This window comes from Oscillatoria sp. FACHB-1406, assembly GCF_014698145.1.
Classification (GTDB): domain Bacteria; phylum Cyanobacteriota; class Cyanobacteriia; order Cyanobacteriales; family Spirulinaceae; genus FACHB-1406.
In genome coordinates, this window is sequence record NZ_JACJSM010000003.1 from 332,859 (window position 1) to 353,161 (window position 20,303).

The following is a 20,303-nucleotide window of genomic DNA, read 5'->3' on the forward strand; positions in this document are numbered from 1 at the left end:
GTCTCCCCTTCTCCCCGTCAGACTCAAAAATACTATTTATTTTAATCTCGCATCTGAACCGGCATGACTAAATAGGTCATTTTAATCCCGCCTAACGGCGTAAAAATAACGGGTTGTTTGGGCTGATTCATCTGCATTTGAATCTCAGAAGTGGGCAATGCTTTTAACCCATCCATCAGATATTTAACATTGAAGGCAACGGCGATACTTTCTCCCGAAATTTGGATGGGGAGGACTTCTCGCGCTTTGCCGACATCGATGGTATCGACGGATAATTCGAGTTCTTGGCGATCGCTATCCAAGCTAAACTTGACGACATGATTTTTAGAGTCTGTCAGCACGGCGACTCGTTCGAGGGCAGAAATTAATTGTTTGCGATCGAGGCTGGCGCTGAGGGAAAATTCTTTGGGAATCAGTTGGCTGTAAGTCGGATAAGCCCCTTCTACCTGCCGACTGGTGAGGCGGCGATTTTCTAACTCAAAGGCAACTTGGGACTCGTCAAGCGACAGCGTTACGCCCTCAGAGGCTTCCCCAACGGCTAATAAGCGATCGAGTTCTCGTAGCGCGCGGGCGGGAATCGTGACTTCGAGGGCGGGAGAAGCATTGGCTTCTTCGGTTTCTTCTTCGGTTTCTTCCTCTTCGCGCACTAAAGAGACGACGGCGAGGCGGTGTCCGTCGGTGGCGGCAAATTCTAGTCCGCCGGTGCTGCTGCTGAGGTGGATTCCGGTGAGGACTTGTTTGGAATCGTCAGAACTGGCGGCAAATAGCGTCGAACGAATTCCTTCTGCGAGCATTTCGACGGGCAGTTGTTGGGTTTGCGCGACTTCAATTTCCGGTAAGTCGGGGAATTCCGTTGCATCCATCGTTCGCAGTTGATAGCGTCCGGAGGTTGAATGCAGCGAGACAGTGCCTTCTTCTGCGTCTTCGTCGGCAATTTCGATTTCTCCTTCGCTTAAGCGCGAGACGATATCGCCGAGGAGTTTTGCGGGGAGTGTCAGGGTTCCGCCTTCTTGGACTTGGGCGCTGAAGGTGGTTTGAATGCCTAAGCTAAGATCGAAGGCACGCAGGGTAATTTTTTGAGTGTCTTCATCGGCGATTAATAAGACGTTGCCCAAAACGGGATGGGTAGGACGCGAGGGAACAGCGCGCGCGGCGAGGGAAAGATGCGTGTTGAGATCGGAAGTCGAGCAAGCGAGTTTCATGGCGCTGGGGTTGGCGTTTGGGCAGATTCGATTTTAGCTCAAAAGGGGGGATAATTGATAATGGACAAGGGATAATGGATAATTGATAGTTGGTAACTCTTCAAGTTTGCCTAAATATAGATACTATTCGTGGCAAATTATTAACTCTTTACTGTTACCTAATCGCTGATAACTCTTCACTGTTTCCCGATCGCTGATAACTGATAATTGATAACTGAAATGACCCCTACTTTATACGGACGCTGGCAAACTCGAATATTCCTTTTTGCTACGGCAGGCGTACTTGTAACGTTGCCTTTTGCCCTCGGACTGTTGGGCGTAAATTCCGGCGCGGTTCCCTTGCGGGTGCTGGGTTATCTCGCGATTTTTGGGTTGGTGTGGGATTATGGGTATACTCGCCTGCAATACTATCGCTGGGATCGGGATTGGCCGGCTGCTTTTCAATTGGCGGCGGGCGTTTGGGAGGCGCTTTTTTTTGTGGCGATCGCGAAATTCATCGGTTTGCCGGGGATCGATCGCGAGTTTCCGTTAGGAGAGTTTTTTTTGCACTACAGTTTAGTCTGGTTGAGCATTTTTACTGCTTCTCAAACCCTTATGCGCGTTCTCTTCCCGCGCTGGCGCTTCCACGGCGGACAATTTTTTAAGTAAACTGCGATCGGAAATCGACAGATCCATTTTTCGCGGAGGCGTAGCAAATTCCCGCTCCGGCGACAGAACATTTGTTCTCAAACAAGTCCAAATTTTGCGACAATAGAGGGGATGACGGACTGCTGAATTACGAATTACGAATTACGAATTACGAATTATCCAATGTCTTACGAGCCGCTCCATCATAAATACCGCCCTCAAACGTTCGCGCAGTTGGTGGGACAGGAAGCGATCGCGGCGACGTTGAGTAATGCGATGATAGAAGAGCGCATCGCTCCAGCGTACCTCTTCACCGGCCCTCGAGGCACCGGTAAAACTTCTTCAGCGCGGATTTTAGCAAAATCGCTGAACTGTTTGCGGGATAAGCGCCCGACTCCAACCCCTTGCGGCGAGTGCGAAACCTGTCGCGAAATTACGCGGGGTTCGGCGATGGATATTGTAGAAATTGACGCAGCGAGTAATACCGGAGTGGATAACATTCGGGAAATTATCGAGCGCGCTCAGTTTGCGCCGGTGCGCTGTCGTTATAAGGTGTATGTCATCGATGAATGTTTGACGGGGGATACGCAGATATTAACGCGCCAAGGCTCGATGCGCTTGGATAATCCCGCCCTTGAAGGAAAAGAGGTTCTCAGTTACAACGAAACCCAGCAAAGTTGGGAATTTAAACGGGTGCGGCGTTGGCTCGATCGCGGCGAACGGGAGATTTTTTCGTTAAAAACGCGCAATCGGACACTACAATGTACGGGAAATCACTTAATTAGGACGGCAACGGGCTGGCAGGAAGCGCGATCGCTCCAACCGGGAAGCCAAATCCTCTCACCCGCTCCTACCGTGGCTTCCAGTGACTTTCACCAGCCATCGAGCGAGTTGGCTAGTCTTGCCCGCGCGCGATCGCAAACTTTACAACCTCCCAAAACGCTTAACGAGCAAGTTACAACCAATACATCGCCTTGGAAAACAACCCTCGAACCCTTAGAGGAAATTTCGCCCGCCGGAACTGCCCGCGTTTACGATCTCGAAGTCGAGGACAATCATAACTTCATCGCGAACGGACTGCTCGTGCATAACTGCCATATGCTCAGCACCGCCGCCTTCAACGCCCTACTCAAAACCCTCGAAGAACCGCCCCCGCGCGTGATTTTCGTCCTCGCTACTACCGATCCCCAGCGCGTCCTCAACACGATTATCTCTCGCTGTCAGCGCTTCGATTTTCGCCGCATACCCTTAAAAGAAATGGTTGCGCACCTCACCACCATCGCCGAAAAGGAAAGCATTGAGATTGAAGCCGAAGCGATAACGATGGTGGCGCAGTTAGCGGAGGGCGGGTTACGCGATGCTGAAAGTAACCTCGATCGCTTGAGCTTGCTGGAGGGAACGATAACGGTAGAGCGCGTTTGGGACTTAGTGGGGGCAATACCCGAGCGCGACTTATTAGAATTATTGCGCGCGATCGCCACCGACAAAGCCGAAACCGTTATCGATTGCTGCCGCCACCTCATGGATAGAGGGCGCGAACCCCTCGCCGTCCTACAAAGCCTCGCTGGATTTTACCTCAATCTCCTGATTGCGAACACCTCCCCCCAACGCAGCGATCTCGTCTCCGTCACCTCCGCCACTTGGGAACAATTATGCCAAGAAGCCCAGCGCTGGGAAACCGCCGCAATTCTCCACGGACAGCAGCACCTCAAAGACAGCGAACCGCAAATCAAAAACACCGTACAACCGCGTTTGTGGTTAGAAGTAACGTTACTCGGCTTGTTGCCCTCCTCCCGCACCCTTCCGACTCCTCAAGCTGCGATTGCTTCTGCGCCTCACTCCCAAACGAACGGTACGGCGAAAAGCGTTTCCGCCCCGCCCGCACCCGCACCCGTTCCCGAGAAAAGGCAAGAACAAGCGCTTCCTACCGAATCTGTTAAACCGATCGCGCCGCCCCGACCTATCCCCGAAGCACCCGTTCAGCCCCCTCGCGAGGCGGTTGTTGCTCAAAGTCCAGCCGTTACCCCACCCTCAGAAAGCAGCACCCCTCAAAGTGCGGCAGATTTGCACCAAGCGCGAGTTCAAGAAATTTGGCAGCGGGTTTTAGAAGCGATTGTCCCCCCTGCGTCTCAAGCTTTCCTGCGCCAGAAATGTCAATTGCTCGATTTCGATCTCGATGACTTCATTGCTGATGTCGGTGTAACGTCTCCTAATACCCTTGGTTTAGCAGAAAGCAAACGCAGCAATATTGAAGCTGCCTTCGAGCGCGTTTGGCAGCAAAAAGTCAAGGTAAATTTGCAAATCGCAACTGAGTCGCCTGTCTCGCGTTCCGTGCAGCCTTCGCCCTCCCCAACGCCTGCCCCCGAACGCCGCGAAAGCTCGCCCCCTGCTGTTGTTGCCCCTGCACCGTCTCAACCCAAGATGTCAACGGTGTTAGAGTCGCCCCCGGTTGCTAAAATTGCAACAGAGCAACCTGCGATCGCGGTTCGGGATCGTCCTACTGAAGCGCTACCGCAGAAAAGCGTCGAAACCAATGGAAATTCGATTTCCTCGCCACCGCCTGCAACTGAGGAGGAAGTCTTAGAAATTGAGGAAAGCGAGGCAACGAGCAATGATGAAGTCACGCAAGCGGCGTTAGAACTCGCGAAATTGTTTGACGGGGAAATTATTAAAGATAATGTGTTAGGAAACGGCGTTATGGGAGCCGCTGCGATCGCGCCTTCCGTTGATGAGAGCGAATTAGAAAGTTTGCCGCTTGCTGAAGAAGAAGAACAGGAAGAAGAAGACGACGATATTCCGTTTTAATAACCGCTCTCAATTCTCTTGGGTTTTCTATATCCCTGTTCTTCGATTAAAAGTTCGAGCGATACGCGCGATCGAGCTTCTAATCTCATTCAATTGCTGGAGGAGCATACTTAGCAAAAACTTCTGCTTCTGTCAAGTTTTCTGTCGGATTCGAGAAACTGTAGTAACTGGGTTTTTGGTCGATGAAAATTTGTTCTTTCAACTCAAAATCGCTGTCTTCTTGAAAGATACCGACGGGCAAAATATATTCATTTCCCTGCATGAACTTATAGAAAAGATGAGTCCCACAGAGGCGACAAAATCCTCTCTCTGCCCATTCAGAAGATTTATAGGTTGTGACGTTTTCAATGCCCTCAATCCGAACTTGCGAACCGCCATGAACGCAAAGTAAAGGGCCACCTCCCCAACGGCGACACATTCCACAATGGCAGACGCTGACTTCTTTTTCGGGTTGCGCTTCGATCGCCACCGCCTTACACAAACAATTCCCTTTCATCGGTAATTTTTGAGAATAAATTATTGTTAATCGCTCTAAATCATAGCGGTTTTGGTTGGAAACTTCAATTAGAAATGATGTAATACTAAGTCTCATTGATTTTGCACGATTCCCGAAGAGGGCATAACAATGTGGCTGCCCCTACAGCAAAAGAATTGAGTGTATCGCGATTGGGAATTGGTATTACTCGATGTAAAAGACTCTTTATAAACTCTTTCTTGAAAATTCCTAAAACCCTAAATAGATGGTGGGCAACAGCGGAATTTAAATTGACTTTCGGATATAACCCAGTCGTTGCCGCCGTTGCCCACCCTACAGGAGGTTAAGCTTCTGATTATTCTTTGACTACTTCCATTAAATCCTCAATTAATACGTCTAGAGAACGAGCAATTTTATGGATAGAGGCGAGATCGACTGTTGCGAGTCCTTCGGAGCGCGCGTAATGTCGAACGGTACTATAGGGAACTTCGGCGCGATCGGCAACTTCTTTGAGCGTCCAACGCTTTTCATCAGCTAGTTCTCGAATTCGGAATCTCACTAATCCCATCTCGGTCTTGACAAACGATAAGTATTTATCGTTTAATAATTAAAAATAACAGCGATCGCCCTGCGACCTAGGAAATCTAAGGGCGAACGCCTTCTTTCAACAATCCACAACTGTGGAAAGGATAAGTCTATGATACCAACAGAACTAACCTATCGCGAAAAACTTCAACCCTGGTGTATTGTACGGCAGTTACCGAAGATAGCGCCATCATTATCTCTTAATGACTGTGGATTGGAACCAACAACGACGAGAGTATGGAAGCCTGATTCATCTCGATATCCAGAACGATAAAATCTGGATTCAAAGCGATGGAACTGAAGTGGGAATCGCGAATGAGTTAGTGGAAGCGGGCGTTCCTCAAGCCGATATTGTTTTAGGATTTAAGTCTTCCTTTAAACGGCAATTCACAGATTACGCAGTTAAATAGTAGGGTGTGGAGCGCGAAGCGTAACGCACCAATCTTACCCGGTGCGTTACGGCGCGCAAAAAAATTCATCGCTTTCCTACAATATCGAGTTCGCGCCTAACGCACCCTACGCCTACTAAATCCTCGATCGCGATATTAAAAGCACGAGCAATTTTATGTAGGGCTGTAACGATAAATATTTATAAAAGATTATTCCTCTAAGATTTCCACTAAATCCTCGATCGCGATATCAAAGGCACGAGCAATTTTATGTAGGGCTGTGTAGTCTACGGTTGCCATTCCCGGAGAGTTCGCATAAGTCACGATAGTTGTGTAAGGAATGCTGGTTCGATTGGCAACCTCTTTTAGCGTCCAACGCTTTTCAGCGGCTAGTTCTCGAACTCGCAAGCGAATTAATCCCATCCCCCCATTGACAGAATACGAATATTCGTATTCAATAAAAAATGTAGCAAACAGCGATCGCCCTGCGACCTAGGAAATCTAAGGGCGAACGCCTTCTTTCAACAATCCACAACTGTGGAAAGGATAAGTCTATGATACCAACAGAACTCATCTACCGCGAAAAACTTCAACCCTGGTGTATTGTACGGCAGTTACCGAAGATGCAGAATATCGTCGTTGCCCGTTTCACCCGTCGAAATGATGCTGAAGAGTATTTAAGCGTGCTGCGACGCTTGCTACCAACTGCACCTCATAAAATTATCTTTGCGTCGATGTTAAATCGCGGTAGCGCGCGTTGAACTCAGAGTTAGAATCAAAGGGTAAGGTTGGTAAATTTCCTACCTTAAACCAATTCCCAATCGCGATGCGCTAATTTTTTTGCTGTAGGGGCAGCCACAGTGTTATGCCCTCTTGGGTAATCGTGTTGTTTGGAGTCATGAAAAACGCGAAAATGGTTTGCAATTTCTTAAACGATTTATGAGGTATTCTGGCGATCGCGAAGAGATTGAAGAGAAATTATTCTTCCAAAACTTCCACAAGATCGTCAATAATAATGGTGCGTTACGCTTCGCTAACGCACCCTACTTTTGATTCTATGCAGCTTTACGTCAATCGGGTGTAAGTTGGGGGAAATTCAAATTGATGCAATTTAATATTGGTAGTGGCGATCGCTAAAGCTGCTACATAATCGGGATGGGGATATAAAAGTTCTAGCTGCCATTGTTGGTTAGCATTTTCATTGGGTAAAACCAGTTTCGGTGCTGTATCTTTTTTTAAAAAAACTTCAACTTTTTCCAATCCAGCTAACCCTTCGCCCGTTGCTTTTAAGTAGGCTTCTTTGCACGTCCAAGTTTGAAAAAAAGCGAGGTGTTGATGTTCGCGCGGTAAGGCGTTCAATTCCTTCGATTCGCGATCGCTGAAAAAGCGTTGGGCGAGTTGAGGGGCGTTGGGGAGGGGGCGCAAATGTTCGATATCGATCCCGATCGCGCGATCGCGACAAATCCCGTACAATGCTAAGTCGTTGGAGTGGGAAACGTTGAATTGTAAGTGAGAAAACCCATTGCTTAAGTAAGGTTTTCCTTTATTGGTGTAAGAAAATTCGATTGTTTGAGGATCGATTTCTAGATACTGTCCTAATAGCGCCCGTAAAATCCCTCGCGCGGCGATAAAGCGATCGCGATCTCGATCCCTCCGAAATCGCTGCGATCGCTCTGTTTCATCTCCTGAAAGGAGCTTGACAAAATCATCGATTTGTGAAGTAGAAAGGTCTAGACGCGATCGCCAAACATGAACTTCATTCTCCCCTAAAAGCATTCTTGGTGAATTATGAATTATGAGTGGTAAATTATGAATTATGAATTACGAACTACGAATTACGAATTACGAATTACGAATTACGAATTACGAATTACGAATTACGAACTACGAATTACGAACTACGAATTACGAACTACGAACTACGAATTACGAATTACGAATTACGAATCACAACAAATAAGCCACCGTTACCCCCGCGCCACCTTCATTTTGCGGTGCAAGTTCAAAGCGTTCCACCTGCGGATGCTGTTGCAAAAAAGCATGAACGCCTTCGCGCAAGCGCCCCGTTCCCTTCCCATGCAGCACCCAGAGTGCGCCAGAACCCGCTCCTACTGCTTTTGCGATCGCGCGTTCGATTTCGACTTCCGCATCATTCACCCGACTGCCGCGAATATCAATTGTATTATTCGAGGTGCGGATTATCGGGCCTGCTTTCGGAGGTGCAGGCGGCGGCGGCGGGGCTTTAGCTTTGGGTGGTTCGACTTTTTGCCCGTCTAAGGACTCGATATCGGCGAGGGGAATCGTCATTTTCATAATCCCGAAACGCACTGTCGCTTCATTTTCCGCCGTTTCCACGGCTAAAACTTCTGCCGTTTGCCCCAGCTTCGGCAGACGAATGCGTTCGCCGACTTGCGGCATATAGCTTGGTTTTTCGGGTTTGGGTTCTCGTTTCGGCAAGTGTACTTTGGCAATCTCGGCAACGGCTGCTTGCGCTCGTTCTGCTTCGCGGTTAGTTTGCGGCCCTTGCTGCAATTGACGGATTACTTTAGCAATTTCTGACCGCGCGCCGCTTACTGCGTTGTTTACCGCTTGTTCTTGCGATCGCTTTAAGGCTTCCTCGCGTTCTCGCAGTTCTGCGGCTTTTTGCGAAACTTCTTTATAAAATTGTTCGGTGCGTTGCAAGAGTTGTTCGGCTTCTTTGGCGCGGGTTTCTTGCTGTTTGCGCTGTTGTTCTAAGCCAGCAATCGTTTGGTTGATTTCCTCAGAAAATCCGCCAACGCGCTCCCGGGCTGCCTCTACAACTTCCTCACCCAAGCCCAACCGCCGCGCGATCGCGAGTGCATTCGAGCGTCCGGGAATCCCCCACAATAAGCGATAGGTGGGTTGCAGCGATTCTTCGTCAAACTCTACCGACGCATTCTCAAAGCGTTCGTCGCGATATTTCAAGGCTTTCAGTTCGCCGTAGTGGGTGGTTGCAATCGTTATGAGGGCGCGTTCTGCTAGCGCTTCCAATAGCGCGATCGCGAGGGCGCTTCCTTCAGCGGGATCGGTTCCCGCGCCGACTTCATCGAGGAGAACGAGAGATTGTGGGTTTTCCTCAATTTCCGCCATAATTCGGCTGATGCGGCGAATATGACCGGAAAAAGTCGATAAACTTTGCTGTAACGATTGTTCGTCGCCAATATCGGCTAGGATGCGATCGAACCAAGGCAGTTCAACGGGTTCTTTCGCGGGGACAAATAACCCAACTTTCGCCATCAATGCAGCGAGGGCTAAAGTTTTGAGTGCAACGGTTTTTCCGCCCGTATTCGGCCCGGTAATCGCCACAACTCGGATTTTTGAGGGAATTTGTACGTCAATCGGGATGACTTCCCGTCCTTGCTCGTGCTTTTGCTGCCACACGAGTAAAGGATGTCGCAAGCGCCTCAAAGTGATCGGCTTTTGCTCCTCGGTTTCAGCAAGCCGGTTGCTCTCCCCCTCTCCCTCTCTCCCCCTCTCCTGGTCAATAAAATGGGGTGGATTCGCTTCTAACCACAGGCTATAGCGCGCTTTTGCCGCCGCTAAATCTAATGCCGTCGCGATCGCGAGTAAATGCTCTAAATCTTCGCTGACAGCGGCAACTTTTTCGCTCAACGCCTCTAAAATTGCTTCTTCTTCCCGCTTTTCCTGTCCGCGCAACTGATGCAATTGATTGCCCGCGCCGACGATCGCGTTAGGCTCGATGTAAAGTGTCGCGCCAGTGCTGGAACTATCGCGAATTGCGCCGGGGATCGCGTCTTTTTGGGGCGCTTTGACGGGAATCACGAAGCGATCGCCGCGTTGCGTAATTGTTTGTTCTTGAACGGCGTTGCTGTGGCGTTGCAAGATATTCTGCAAAATTTGGTAGATGCGATCGCGCACGCTTTTCATTTGGCGGCGAATCTCAGCCAGTTTGGGGCTAGCGCGATCGGTGACTTGGCCGCGATCGTCGATACAATGGTGAATTTCCTGCTCTAATTCCGGGTGCGTCTTCACCTGTTCCACCAATGCAGCAAGCGTCGGTAATTTTTCTTCCTTCGCATCAATCGCCCGCCGCAAGCGCCGAACGCCTGCTAACGTCGTCGCAATTTCCAACAACGCCTTCCCCGCAATTCTCCCCCCAATTTTGGCACGTTCCAACGCATCGCCAATATCTTCGATTCCCTCAAACGATAAGCCGCCTTCGGTTCCCAATTCGAGTTGGTAGATTTCCCGCGTGCGATCGAGCAATATCGAGCTTTCCTCGCGTGTTTCCGGTAAAGGGAGATGTTTCGCCGCTAAAACGCCTAATTTTGTCGCCGCAAAAGTAGAGAGATGCTGGCACAGACGCGGCCATTCTAAGAGTTCGAGTGTTTCCGCCTGAATCAATTTACAAATCTTGAGATCGAGAGATAAAGTTTATTGTAGCGTATTTGAAGCATAGGGGTCGCGCCGACTTAAAATCTGAGCAAAGGCGGTGCGACAAACTGAAAAGACGATGAGCGATACTACATTCGACTTCAATTCTCTGGGTTTAAGGTTAGAAGAACTCGAACGGCGACTCAATGCTGTTGTTCGCGATCGCCAAATGATGATTAGCGCGATTGAAGATTTAAAACGGGCTTTCGAGTCGCGATCGGAAATCGAACGCATTGCGGAACTTCAACAAGAACTTATGGCGCTGCGATCGCAAGTTCAAAGTGAATTTAAGCCTATTGATGATGAAAGTGCCTCCAAAACCACAGCACAAGAAAACCAAGCAATCGTTCAACAATTCCTCGAAAGAGTCGATCGCAAAACCGAGCCAACTGAGTTAGAGGTTGCGGTTGAAGTCGTCCGGAGCGAGTCAGATTTGCAACGAATGAGACTGAGCGATGAGGAGTTTAAGCTAGAGCGTCTTCTGTTGCTGGTGGGATTTTACCGGGAGGAGGATGATGAAATCGCGCCGAAATCCGAACTGAGTGAAGCCGAATTTTTAGCGCAAGTTCGTCAAGGGAGAACAGATTTTTCTAATACAGAGATCGAGAATGTTGATGTCTGTCAACAACGATATGGTGGAATAATTTTAGAAAATTCAACATTGAGCAATACTCACTTCAAAAAATGCTATTTTAACAGCATTAACTTTAGCCAAGCTATTTCAGTCGATTCAGATTTTAGTGATTCTACCTTTAACCTATGCCAAGTTTTAGAGGCTGATTTTAGCGATTCAATTTTTCACAATGTTCAATTTTATGGCACTGTATTAATTGAATCTAACTTTCATAACACTTTATTAAAAAATGCTGTTTTTAAGGATGCAAAACTAAACAAAGTTAATTTTTGCAAAGCAGTTTTAAAAAAAGCAAGGTTGTCTGAAGCCTATTTAAGAGAGGTAAATTTATGCGAATCAGATTTGAGCCAAGCTGACTTAAAGAAGGCAAATTTATTTAATGCAAACTTGAATAATGCTAATTTGTCTGGTGCTAACTTGATAGGAGCTAGTTTTAAAGGCGCTAAATTAAATAATACCAATTTTAAGGCAGCCATTTACGATAGCCAAACTTACTTCGATCGCGATTTTGATATAGCTAAAACAGGTGCGTACCTCCTTGAAGCTGGCTCTAATCTTGAAAAAGCGACTTTTTTAGATTACGATTTATCCAGCCATAACTTGAGGGGGGCTAACTTAGCGCAGGCGAGCTTTATAGGAACCAATCTTATTAATGCTAATTTTGAAGGAACAAATTTACAAGGAGCCGTTTTCAAAGAAGTTAAATTATCTAGTGCAAAGTTCAGTGGTGCAAACTTAGAGAAAGCTAATTTAATGAAGTTAGATTTGAAACATATTGACTTTAGTGCGGCAACGCTAAATTCATCCAACTTAAGTAATACTGACTGTTATTATACGAACTTTACTGGCGCAAATCTATGCAATGTTGATTTCAGAAGTGCCAATTTAAGTGCGTCGCGATTAGTCGGGGCAAATTTACAGGGAGCCGATTTGCGAGGAGCTAATTTGCGAAATGCTGATTTGACAGGGGCTAATTTAACGGGAGCAAATCTAGGAGGAGTAGATTTAACCTCTGCAAAACTCAAAGGGGCAACGATGCCGGATGGAACGGTTGTAGAATAACATTGCTGAAGTTGATACCAATTCCTAATCGCGGCGATGCACTAATTTTTTGCGGTAGGGGCATAGCACTGCTCATTAGCGTCAACTTAAGCTTAAACCTGCTCACCTAGCCCGCCTTGGGTTCAAACCCAAGGCTAATAGCTCAAGTCCTCATTTATAGGACTGGGAAATTCAAATGTATCCAACCCGTTTCAACGGGTTTCAGCTATCAGCCAGGAACTTGAGTTCCTGGCGGGCTAAGTGTTTCACCTTAAGTTGACACCCATGAGCACTGCTATGCCCTCTTGAGATAATCGTGCAAAATCAATGAGAATTGGTATTAGATGGTGCGTTACGCTTGGCTAACGACACCCTACAGGTAAAAACTGTTTCTTTAACGCCGCCGCCACCACATCAAAGCTGCGATCGCGAGACTCAGAAGCGGTACGATGACGATTGCCAGCCAGCCTAACACGCTCGCTTGCCCTAAAGTTAAGTTGAGACGGCGATTTTTGGGCTGTTTGGGACTAATCGATAGCGTTGATTTATCGTTCTTTGCTAGCCATTCCACAGAGTTTAGGAAGACATCGCGGTTAATCTGTTGATCGAACCACCCATTTGAGGCAAAGGTTGAGTTTCCTAGCACCACCAAGCGCGATTCTTTGTTGTCTTTTGCTTTCGCTGGAGATTCTTTCGGAGATTCACCGGCTTTGGGTGTTTCTCCGGGGGAGGGCGAGGGTGAGGGCGATGTTCCCGGCGTTGGGCTTTCTCCGGGGGAGGGCGAAGGAGTTGGCGATGTTCCCGGCGTTGGGCTTTCTCCGGGGGAGGGCGAAGGAGTTGGCGATGTTCCCGGCGTTGGGCTTTCTCCGGGGGAGGGCGAGGGCGATGCGGCGGGGTTAGCGTTTTTACTCTCCTCGGTTTTGCCTTCAGTTCCCGTTGCGGGTGCTTCTCGCTTAGTGAGGGCGATTCCTAATGTTAAAGGCCCTTGTAGGTCATTGTTGGGATCGAAGGAAAGGTTTTCGGAATCGAGGTTTGTTTCCGCCCAACTTTTTTCGCTGGTTTCAATGAGGGGAAAGGCTTGAATTTCTTTCTTGGATTCGGTTTCAATGGAGCGAGCGAGGGGATAAACGGAGATGCTGTTGCCGAAGGCAGAGGTAATGGGGTGAACGCCGTATTGAGTCACGAGCGGCGTAGCAGGGCCGAGGTTAAGGATGCTGCCGCTACCGGAAGCGTCGATAACGAGGCGTTCGTCCAGTTTTACGCCCCATTCATTGAGAATTGGTTCTAAATTGGGGTTATTTTTGGGATCGATCGCGATTAGCAAACTGCCGCCGCGATCGAGATAGTCTTTAAGGGCGGTGACTTCTCCTTCAAAGAGGGCGCGTTTGGGGCCGAAAATCGCGATCGCATCGGCATCGGGGGGGACTTGGGATTGTTGCGCGAGACTCAATGCTTTGACATCATATCCCTTTTGTGATAGTGAAGAGACGGCTTGGGAAATACTGCCTTCTTCCGTACCATCTGCGAGAGACCATTCACCGTGTCCTTGAAGGAAGTAAACGACGGGTTTTTTGTCGCGCAGAATTTTTTCAATGCCGTTAGTGAGGGGAATTTCGGCGATTTGTTCTTCTTCGTTGCGGAAAGATTGAACTTGTTGCTTGCGATCGCCATACTGTAAATAAACGGCCTTGGGCGATTTTAGCCCGAATTCCTGGGCGAGTCCGACTTTAATTTGCGGATCGACAAATTCGTATTGAAAGTTTGCGCCTTGGCGGGCATAATTTTCGAGCAGTTGGCGATCGCTAAAATCTTCTTTAGGATCGAAAACGATAACTTTTAGGGGTTTAGGCAGATTGGCGACGATTTCTCGCGACTGCGGCGAGAGGGTAAACAAGCCCGTTTCGGTAAAGTCGGCGCGCGTCGAATAGCGAACGGCGAGAAAATTCACAAGTCCGAGAATCGCAATAAAACTCAGCGTTGCGATAATAGCATTTGTTCCTTCCCGAGCCGAACGCTGGCGCAAGAAACCATTAGGGCTGCTTCCCCAGAGTATCAGTCCCGCGATCGCAACTGCTAATCCGCTTAAAGCCAGCGCGATCGAAGTTGGCGATGGTTTGCCAGAAACCGCCCCAGAAACTAACCCGGCAACTCCTAAAAAGATGCCAAAGAGGACGACATATTTCCCGTATCTCTGGGACGCGCTGGGGATCGTTTTCATTAGTGAATCAGTGAATCAGTGAATCGTGAATAGTTAATAGTTAATCGCGAGGGGTAAAGAGTTTAGCTAAGACGCATCTAAATTGAGTACCTTCTCTCGCCCTCTCCCCTGCCTGCGTCTAATTGCGCGAGAATCGTAAAGATTCAATCGATTGAGCGGTTAAAAATATCCCCAGAACAATATAACTGCACAGTAAAACCAAACTGCTAGTATCTACAATTCCCTGAACCAAGTTATTGTAATGTTTGAGTAAGGAAAGATGGCTGAGGATTTCGCGAAAGGGGCTGACGGTGCGATCCGCGATCGCATCAATAATCCACAGCCCTAACGCGAGCGAAAACGTTAAAACCGCCGAGAGAATCAAACTATCAGTTAGTGAGGAAATAAACATTCCCAAGGAAAGAATTGCCGCTGCCAATAAAACTAATCCTAGCAGCGCCAACAAAGGAACAGCGGGCGGAACGGGTGGATTGGCACTGCTAAACGCGATCGCCTGGTAAATGAGGAAAGGCAAAATCGTAAACATAAAAAAGGTCAGAACGGCTAACAGTTTACCCACTGCAACCGACCAATTCGTTAGCGGTGAGGTTGCTAACAGTTCCAACGTTCCACGCTTGCGTTCTTCCGCATAAAGACTCATTGAGAATACTGGCAAAACAAATAAAACTAGAAGCCCCATTACGCTAAAAAATTGCAGAATAAATTCATAAGCTGCGTCGATGGGAGGAATTGGAATTCCTAATTGTTCGCTTTGGACAATATTTTGAATAACGGACATTAAAATCGTAAAGAACATAAAGCCCGATAGCGCCCAGAAAACAGCGGTAACAACATAAGCAAAGGGAGAGAAAAAGTAACCTTGCAGTTCTTTTCTGAAGATAGCAATGATATTAGCAATAACAGTCATAAAATAATTAAGAATGGATAATTTATAATTAATTCTTAGCTCGTGATTCGTATTCCTCCCTCATTATTAATTATTCATTATTCATCATTCCTCCCTCATTATTAATTATTCATCATTCATTATTCATTAGAAGATGTTCCGATTTCCCCATCGAGATCGAGATCGCCTTTGTCAATTTTTTCATCAACTGCGGTAGAAGCGGCGGGGACAGCAACAACCTCTTCCTCTTCGTCGTTATCATCCTCGAGGTTCGCTTCGAGTGCTTCGCGCGTTGTCAGTTTCAAGAATACATCTTCGAGGGTGGGGCGAGTGCGCCGCAGTTCGTACAATCCCAAACCTGCTGTGACGATGGATGCTGCGATCGCGCGCCCGGGTTCGGAACCCGCACTCGTGGCGATGCGGACGCGAGAACGCACCGGAGAGCGAAACAGAGAGGGTTCGGCAGGGACTTCGACGGAGGGCAACACTTCCACCGATAGCACGCCAGGAATTGCTTGCAACAGCGGGCGCAAGCCTTCGATATTGCCTTCAACTTCGAGATTGTAGCCAGAACTTTCCGAGAGTTGCGCCATTAAGTTATCGGGGGTGTTGGTTGCGATCGCTTTCCCTTGGTTGATAATGGTGACGCGATCGCAAGTCATGCTGACTTCCGGCAAAATGTGAGTCGAAAGAATAATTGTATGGTCGCCCGCAAGACTTTTAATTAAATTGCGCACTTCAATAATTTGGCGGGGATCGAGACCGACGGTAGGTTCGTCTAAAATAATCGCAGGGGGATTGTGAACGATCGCTTGAGCAATCCCGACGCGCTGGCGAAACCCTTTCGACAGCTTGCGAATGAGAACGCGCCGCTTCTCCTTAAGGTTACAGCGATCGATCGCCGTATTCACCCGCATCGCGCGATCGCCCGCCGATACGCCCTTAATACGTGCCACAAACAATAAATAGCTTTGCACTGTCATATCCAAGTACAGCGGCGGACTTTCCGGAAGATAGCCAATCGAACGCCGAACCGCCATTGACTGTTCGTGAACATCGAACCCCGCAATTCTCGCCGTCCCTTTCGTCGCCGGGAGATACCCCGACAAAATTCGCATCGTCGTCGTTTTGCCCGCCCCATTCGGCCCCAATAGTCCCAAAATTTCGCCCTTTTCTACTGAAAAAGTAACATCATCAAGGGCGATGTTATTCCCGTAAACTTTACTGAGGTGTTCGATTTCGATCATGAGTCTGGAGGAATGATGAATGATGAATTATGAGTTATGAGTTATGAATGATGAATGGGGGAATGACGAGTTATGAACGCTGAATGATGGAGGCTGAGGGCTGAATTACGAATTACGAATTACAAATTACGAATTACTATAATGCTCTACATTAATCCCACAACAGGGAATGATAATGCAGTTGGGAGCCAAACTGCACCCCTTAAAAGCTTAACGGCTGCTCTCAAACGCGCTACACCGGGGACGACAATTCAGCTAGCGTCGGGGACGTATGGCAACACCGAAGTGTTTCCCCTGTCTGTTCCTGCTAACGTCACCGTGCTGGGCGATGAAAGCACGAAAGGTAAAGGCATCTCCATTGTCGGTAGCGGCGTTTATCCCAGTGCTACATTCGGCGGGCAGAATGTCACGCTGCTGCTGGATAGCTTGGCGCAACTGCGAGGGGTGACAGTGACAAATCCCGCGAGCAAGGGAACGGGCATTTGGATCGAATCGACTGCGCCAACGGTAGCCAATTGTACCTTGAGTCAGTGTCAGCGAGATGGCATTTTTGTGACGGGGAATGGCAAGCCAAAGATTTTCGATTGTGCGTTTGTCCGCAATGCTTATAGCGGCGTGTTTTTTGGGCGCAATGGTAAGGGAGAGGTACGGCGCAATCGCTTTTCGCAGACGGGGTATGCAATTGTGGGGAGTGACGATAGCGCGCCGCTGCTGTCGGACAATCAACTGCTGGAAAATCGCATTGGTGTAATGCTATCGCGACAGTCAAAACCCGTGCTGCGGCGGAATTTGTTCTCGAAAAATGCGGATGCGGGATTGTCGGTACAGGAGCGATCGCGGCCGAATTTAGGAAATAGCCAGGATCCGGCGGGAAATGTGTTTGAAGGCGATCGCGCGATCGACAATCAAACTGGATTAGCGATCGCTTCAGTGGGAAATCAACTCAATCCGGCGGCGGTACGAGGTAACGTGGAATTTGTCGCCGCGATTGTTCCCGAAACTCCGAGCGGGCCGACGCGCTTTGCGGATATCGATCGCCATTGGGCGGAAGCGTTTATCGATAGTCTGGTGCAGCGGGGCTTAATGAGTGGGTTTCCCGACGGGACGTTTAAGCCGGAAGCGAGTTTGACGCGGGCGGAATATGCAGCGGCGATCGCGAAAATTTTCGATCTGCCCCGCCAACTCGGACGAACGAATCAATTTTGGGATGTTCCGGCAAATTTTTGGGCAACCGCAGCGATTCAAAAAGCGGCAGATATGGGCTTTATTTCCGGTTTTGCCGATGGTTCCTTCCGCGCCCAACAAAATCTCACCCGTACTGAAGCCCTCGTCTCCATCGTCAGCGGTTTGGGGCTGAGTGGTGGCAATCCCGACGTACTGTTACTGTACCGCGATCGCGCCCAAATTCCCCCCTACGCCACCGCCGCGATCGCCACCGCAACACAAAAACGTCTCGTTGTCAATTCCCCCGACCCCAAACAACTCAACCCCCTGCGCGACATCACCCGCGCCGAAATTGCCGCCCTCCTCTATCAAGCCCTCGTCGCCACCGCCGTCGCCGACTTCCTCCCCTCCCCCTACATCGTCAATCCCGACGCAGCCGTTGCCAACTTCACCGACACCCCAAATCATTGGGCAGCAGACTTCATCCATCGCCTCAGCAGTCTCGAACTCATCAGCGGTTTCAGCAATGGCAGTTTCAAGCCCGATGCCCCCCTCAACCGCGCCGAATATGCCGCCTTCCTCGTCCGCATCTTCAACCCCTCGCCAGTGCGCCCCGCCGTCCAATTTCGCGACATTCCGCCCAAATTCTGGGGCTTAAACGCCATCCAACAAGCCTACCGCGCCGGATTCCTCTCCGGCTTCCCCGATGGCACTTTTCACCCCGAACAAACCCTGCGTCGCGTTCACCTCATCGTCTCCCTCGCGAGTGGTTTAGCCCTCCCCGCCGCCGACGAATCCTATCTCAACGCTTACGAAGATAGAGCTAGCATACCCGCTTATGCCCGTTCTGCTGTCGCCGCCGCCACCAAAGCCGAAATCGTCGTTTTGTATCCCAAAGCCAGGGATTTAGATAGAGAAGTGACGCGGGCCGAAGCTGCGGCGATGATGGATTGCGCTCTAGTTTATCGCAAGCGAGTGGGCGCGATCGCATCGCCTTACATTGTTCGGAAATCTTAAACTATAGGCTTGAAAGAGGCGACCCCACCCTACAGTGATACAGTTTCAGGTGAAAATATAAGGAGTATCTCCTACCTAATGCAGAGAAAATAATCTACTCAAATAAAATTAAAGCTTGTAGCATATTAGTAGAAGCACATAATCCTTTTAGGAGTATTACGATGTCAGATACTTCAGTGGTTTTACTTGACAATGCTACAATCTCTAGTGCTTTTCGCTCTCTTGGCTTTGCACCATGTCCTAATAAATCTGTTTTCGATTTAGATATTGCAAACCTTTCAACGCTCGTTGATGCAGTCTTGCTGGCAGATCGAGTTGTTGTCCCTGCTACTTATTTGCCTAAATATCAGCAGGAACGAATAAATTTATTGTCATCTGCGGGTGTTGAGTCTCTTAAACTGGCAGAAGAATCTAATCAAGAACTAGAGCAAGTTTCTAGAACTTACTTTTCAAGATGGACAATGGACTATTACGAGGGTAGTAGCGGTATATCCCAAGAAATTCTAAGGCTTGCCGATATTTACATTAAGTTTGTCTGGAACTACCGTTCATCTGAATATTGGCTTGTATTGCGCGCGTTGCAACAACAGAGCAATACTCCTGAAGCTAATAAATATGCTCAAATTGAGGGATTACTAACTGAAGATAATCCAGGAATATGGCAGTCTTTGGAACTTTTGAATAGTGCCAATATTTTTAGCACTAATGGGACACCTGTGACAGAATCTAACCTCCGCAAACCCTATGTCCTACGCCCTGGGGTAAAAAAACTGCTCGCTGCCTTGTCTTGGAATATTTTAAGAGCTACCTACTATAGAATTCTTGCCGCTAAAATAAATGCAGCTTACCTTCCTCATTCATTGCGAGCTATTGGAGCTACATTAGATGCGATATCAGCAAATGACAAGATTGTGAGTTCTTCAACCTTGAGTCAGTATCATATAGGTCAATCGAAAACAACCATAACTGAATCTCTAGAAAAAATCATGAAAGCTACAGGGGAAGAACTTGCCTCTGTTGGTGCAGTCAGAGGCTCTATTTGCAACTCAATTCCTCCATTACTAGGTTATGTTTTAAACAAAGCTACTTCAAAAGAAAATTTTTTAGAACAGTTATTTTGTCTCAGAACATTATCATCTTTACAAGATTTGCGAAATCAGCTTCGAGAATTTGAAGCTAATGCTAAGTCAGGAAATATTGCTGGTATTCGTAAATGGAAAAATGAGGTAGAGCGCACTTCTTCAAGCGTGATGAGAGAGATGGGATTAGTAGATACTCATTTTACTCTAAACCCTCTAACGATTCTGACTGGAGGAGCTATTTCTCTCAATATACAAGGTCTTTCAGTCCCAAAATGGTTATATAGAACTGTAGCCTTACCAAACAACTGGAAGCTTTGGTATAGGGAGGTAGCAATTAATTTACAGAATGTAGCTAGATTAGGAGACTCATACGAGAAAATTCAGTCTTGGGCTTCCTTTAAAGAGGAGGCACAACCCAATTACTGGTATGCAAAACAGGATTATCCTCAGAAATATACTCGTTTACTTGATGACGGAATTCAGCAGAGTTGACTTTATTTTAGAAAGTAGGGTGC

At 48.1% G+C, this 20,303-nt stretch carries 15 protein-coding genes and 1 pseudogene; 7 read left to right on the forward strand and 9 right to left on the reverse strand.

Annotated elements, in window-relative coordinates; all coding sequences use genetic code 11:
* Positions 1–41: 41 nt before the first annotated feature.
* Positions 42–1,202, reverse strand: coding sequence for a DNA polymerase III subunit beta (gene dnaN, locus H6G50_RS05590; RefSeq protein ID WP_190714062.1), 1,161 nt, complete (start codon positions 1,200–1,202; stop codon positions 42–44).
* 219 nt (positions 1,203–1,421) lie between these two features.
* Here dnaN and H6G50_RS05595 point away from each other — a divergent pair, with 219 nt between their 5' ends.
* Positions 1,422–1,850, forward strand: a complete 429-nt coding sequence (locus tag H6G50_RS05595; protein ID WP_190714063.1) for a hypothetical protein — start codon at positions 1,422–1,424, stop codon at positions 1,848–1,850.
* 162 nt (positions 1,851–2,012) lie between these two features.
* Complete coding sequence (dnaX, locus tag H6G50_RS05600) at positions 2,013–4,634, forward strand: DNA polymerase III subunit gamma/tau (protein WP_190714065.1); 2,622 nt, start codon at positions 2,013–2,015, stop codon at positions 4,632–4,634.
* Positions 4,635–4,719: 85 nt separating this feature from the next.
* Here dnaX and H6G50_RS05605 read toward each other — a convergent pair whose 3' ends face one another.
* Positions 4,720–5,226: a GFA family protein gene (locus H6G50_RS05605; RefSeq protein WP_199302717.1), complete on the reverse strand. Its 507-nt coding sequence runs from the start codon at positions 5,224–5,226 to the stop codon at positions 4,720–4,722.
* A gap of 238 nt (positions 5,227–5,464) precedes the next feature.
* A complete protein-coding gene (locus H6G50_RS05610; RefSeq protein ID WP_190714067.1) occupies positions 5,465–5,677 on the reverse strand; it encodes a helix-turn-helix transcriptional regulator in 213 nt (70 codons plus the stop codon).
* 214 nt (positions 5,678–5,891) lie between these two features.
* Here H6G50_RS05610 and H6G50_RS05615 point away from each other — a divergent pair.
* Positions 5,892–6,104, forward strand: a pseudogene (locus H6G50_RS05615) (XisI protein); the annotation flags it as partial.
* 189 nt (positions 6,105–6,293) lie between these two features.
* On the opposite strand, the gene H6G50_RS05620 reads toward H6G50_RS05615, so the two are convergent.
* Positions 6,294–6,506: a helix-turn-helix transcriptional regulator gene (locus tag H6G50_RS05620; RefSeq protein WP_190714087.1), complete on the reverse strand. Its 213-nt coding sequence runs from the start codon at positions 6,504–6,506 to the stop codon at positions 6,294–6,296.
* A gap of 131 nt (positions 6,507–6,637) precedes the next feature.
* Here H6G50_RS05620 and H6G50_RS05625 point away from each other — a divergent pair, with 131 nt between their 5' ends.
* Positions 6,638–6,844: a hypothetical protein gene (locus H6G50_RS05625; RefSeq protein WP_190714088.1), complete on the forward strand. Its 207-nt coding sequence runs from the start codon at positions 6,638–6,640 to the stop codon at positions 6,842–6,844.
* A 304-nt stretch (positions 6,845–7,148) separates the two neighbouring features.
* On the opposite strand, the gene H6G50_RS05630 is transcribed toward H6G50_RS05625, so the two are convergent.
* Both H6G50_RS05630 and H6G50_RS05635 read right to left on the reverse strand, forming a co-directional pair.
* Positions 7,149–7,859, reverse strand: a complete 711-nt coding sequence (locus H6G50_RS05630) for a 4'-phosphopantetheinyl transferase superfamily protein (RefSeq protein WP_190714090.1) — start codon at positions 7,857–7,859, stop codon at positions 7,149–7,151.
* A gap of 171 nt (positions 7,860–8,030) precedes the next feature.
* Positions 8,031–10,469 carry an endonuclease MutS2 gene (locus tag H6G50_RS05635; protein ID WP_190714092.1) on the reverse strand — a complete coding sequence of 813 codons (2,439 nt, stop codon included), beginning with the start codon at positions 10,467–10,469 and terminating at the stop codon, positions 8,031–8,033.
* Between the two features lie 199 nt (positions 10,470–10,668).
* Between H6G50_RS05635 and H6G50_RS05640 the strand changes: the two genes are divergently transcribed.
* Positions 10,669–12,195, forward strand: coding sequence for a pentapeptide repeat-containing protein (locus H6G50_RS05640; RefSeq protein ID WP_190714093.1), 1,527 nt, complete (start codon positions 10,669–10,671; stop codon positions 12,193–12,195).
* 373 nt (positions 12,196–12,568) lie between these two features.
* Here H6G50_RS05640 and H6G50_RS05645 read toward each other — a convergent pair whose 3' ends face one another.
* The 3 genes from H6G50_RS05645 to H6G50_RS05655 form a co-directional block, all read right to left on the reverse strand.
* Positions 12,569–14,392 carry a Gldg family protein gene (locus H6G50_RS05645; RefSeq protein ID WP_190714095.1) on the reverse strand — a complete coding sequence of 608 codons (1,824 nt, stop codon included), beginning with the start codon at positions 14,390–14,392 and terminating at the stop codon, positions 12,569–12,571.
* A gap of 118 nt (positions 14,393–14,510) precedes the next feature.
* Positions 14,511–15,299: an ABC transporter permease gene (locus H6G50_RS05650; protein ID WP_190714097.1), complete on the reverse strand. Its 789-nt coding sequence runs from the start codon at positions 15,297–15,299 to the stop codon at positions 14,511–14,513.
* A gap of 119 nt (positions 15,300–15,418) precedes the next feature.
* A complete protein-coding gene (locus tag H6G50_RS05655) occupies positions 15,419–16,525 on the reverse strand; it encodes an ABC transporter ATP-binding protein (RefSeq protein WP_190714099.1) in 1,107 nt (368 codons plus the stop codon).
* 141 nt (positions 16,526–16,666) lie between these two features.
* Between H6G50_RS05655 and H6G50_RS05660 the strand changes: the two genes are divergently transcribed.
* Both H6G50_RS05660 and H6G50_RS05665 read left to right on the forward strand, forming a co-directional pair.
* Positions 16,667–18,706 carry an S-layer homology domain-containing protein gene (locus H6G50_RS05660; RefSeq protein WP_190714101.1) on the forward strand — a complete coding sequence of 680 codons (2,040 nt, stop codon included), beginning with the start codon at positions 16,667–16,669 and terminating at the stop codon, positions 18,704–18,706.
* A 161-nt stretch (positions 18,707–18,867) separates the two neighbouring features.
* Positions 18,868–20,280 carry a hypothetical protein gene (locus tag H6G50_RS05665; RefSeq protein WP_190714103.1) on the forward strand — a complete coding sequence of 471 codons (1,413 nt, stop codon included), beginning with the start codon at positions 18,868–18,870 and terminating at the stop codon, positions 20,278–20,280.
* Positions 20,281–20,303: the final 23 nt, after the last annotated feature.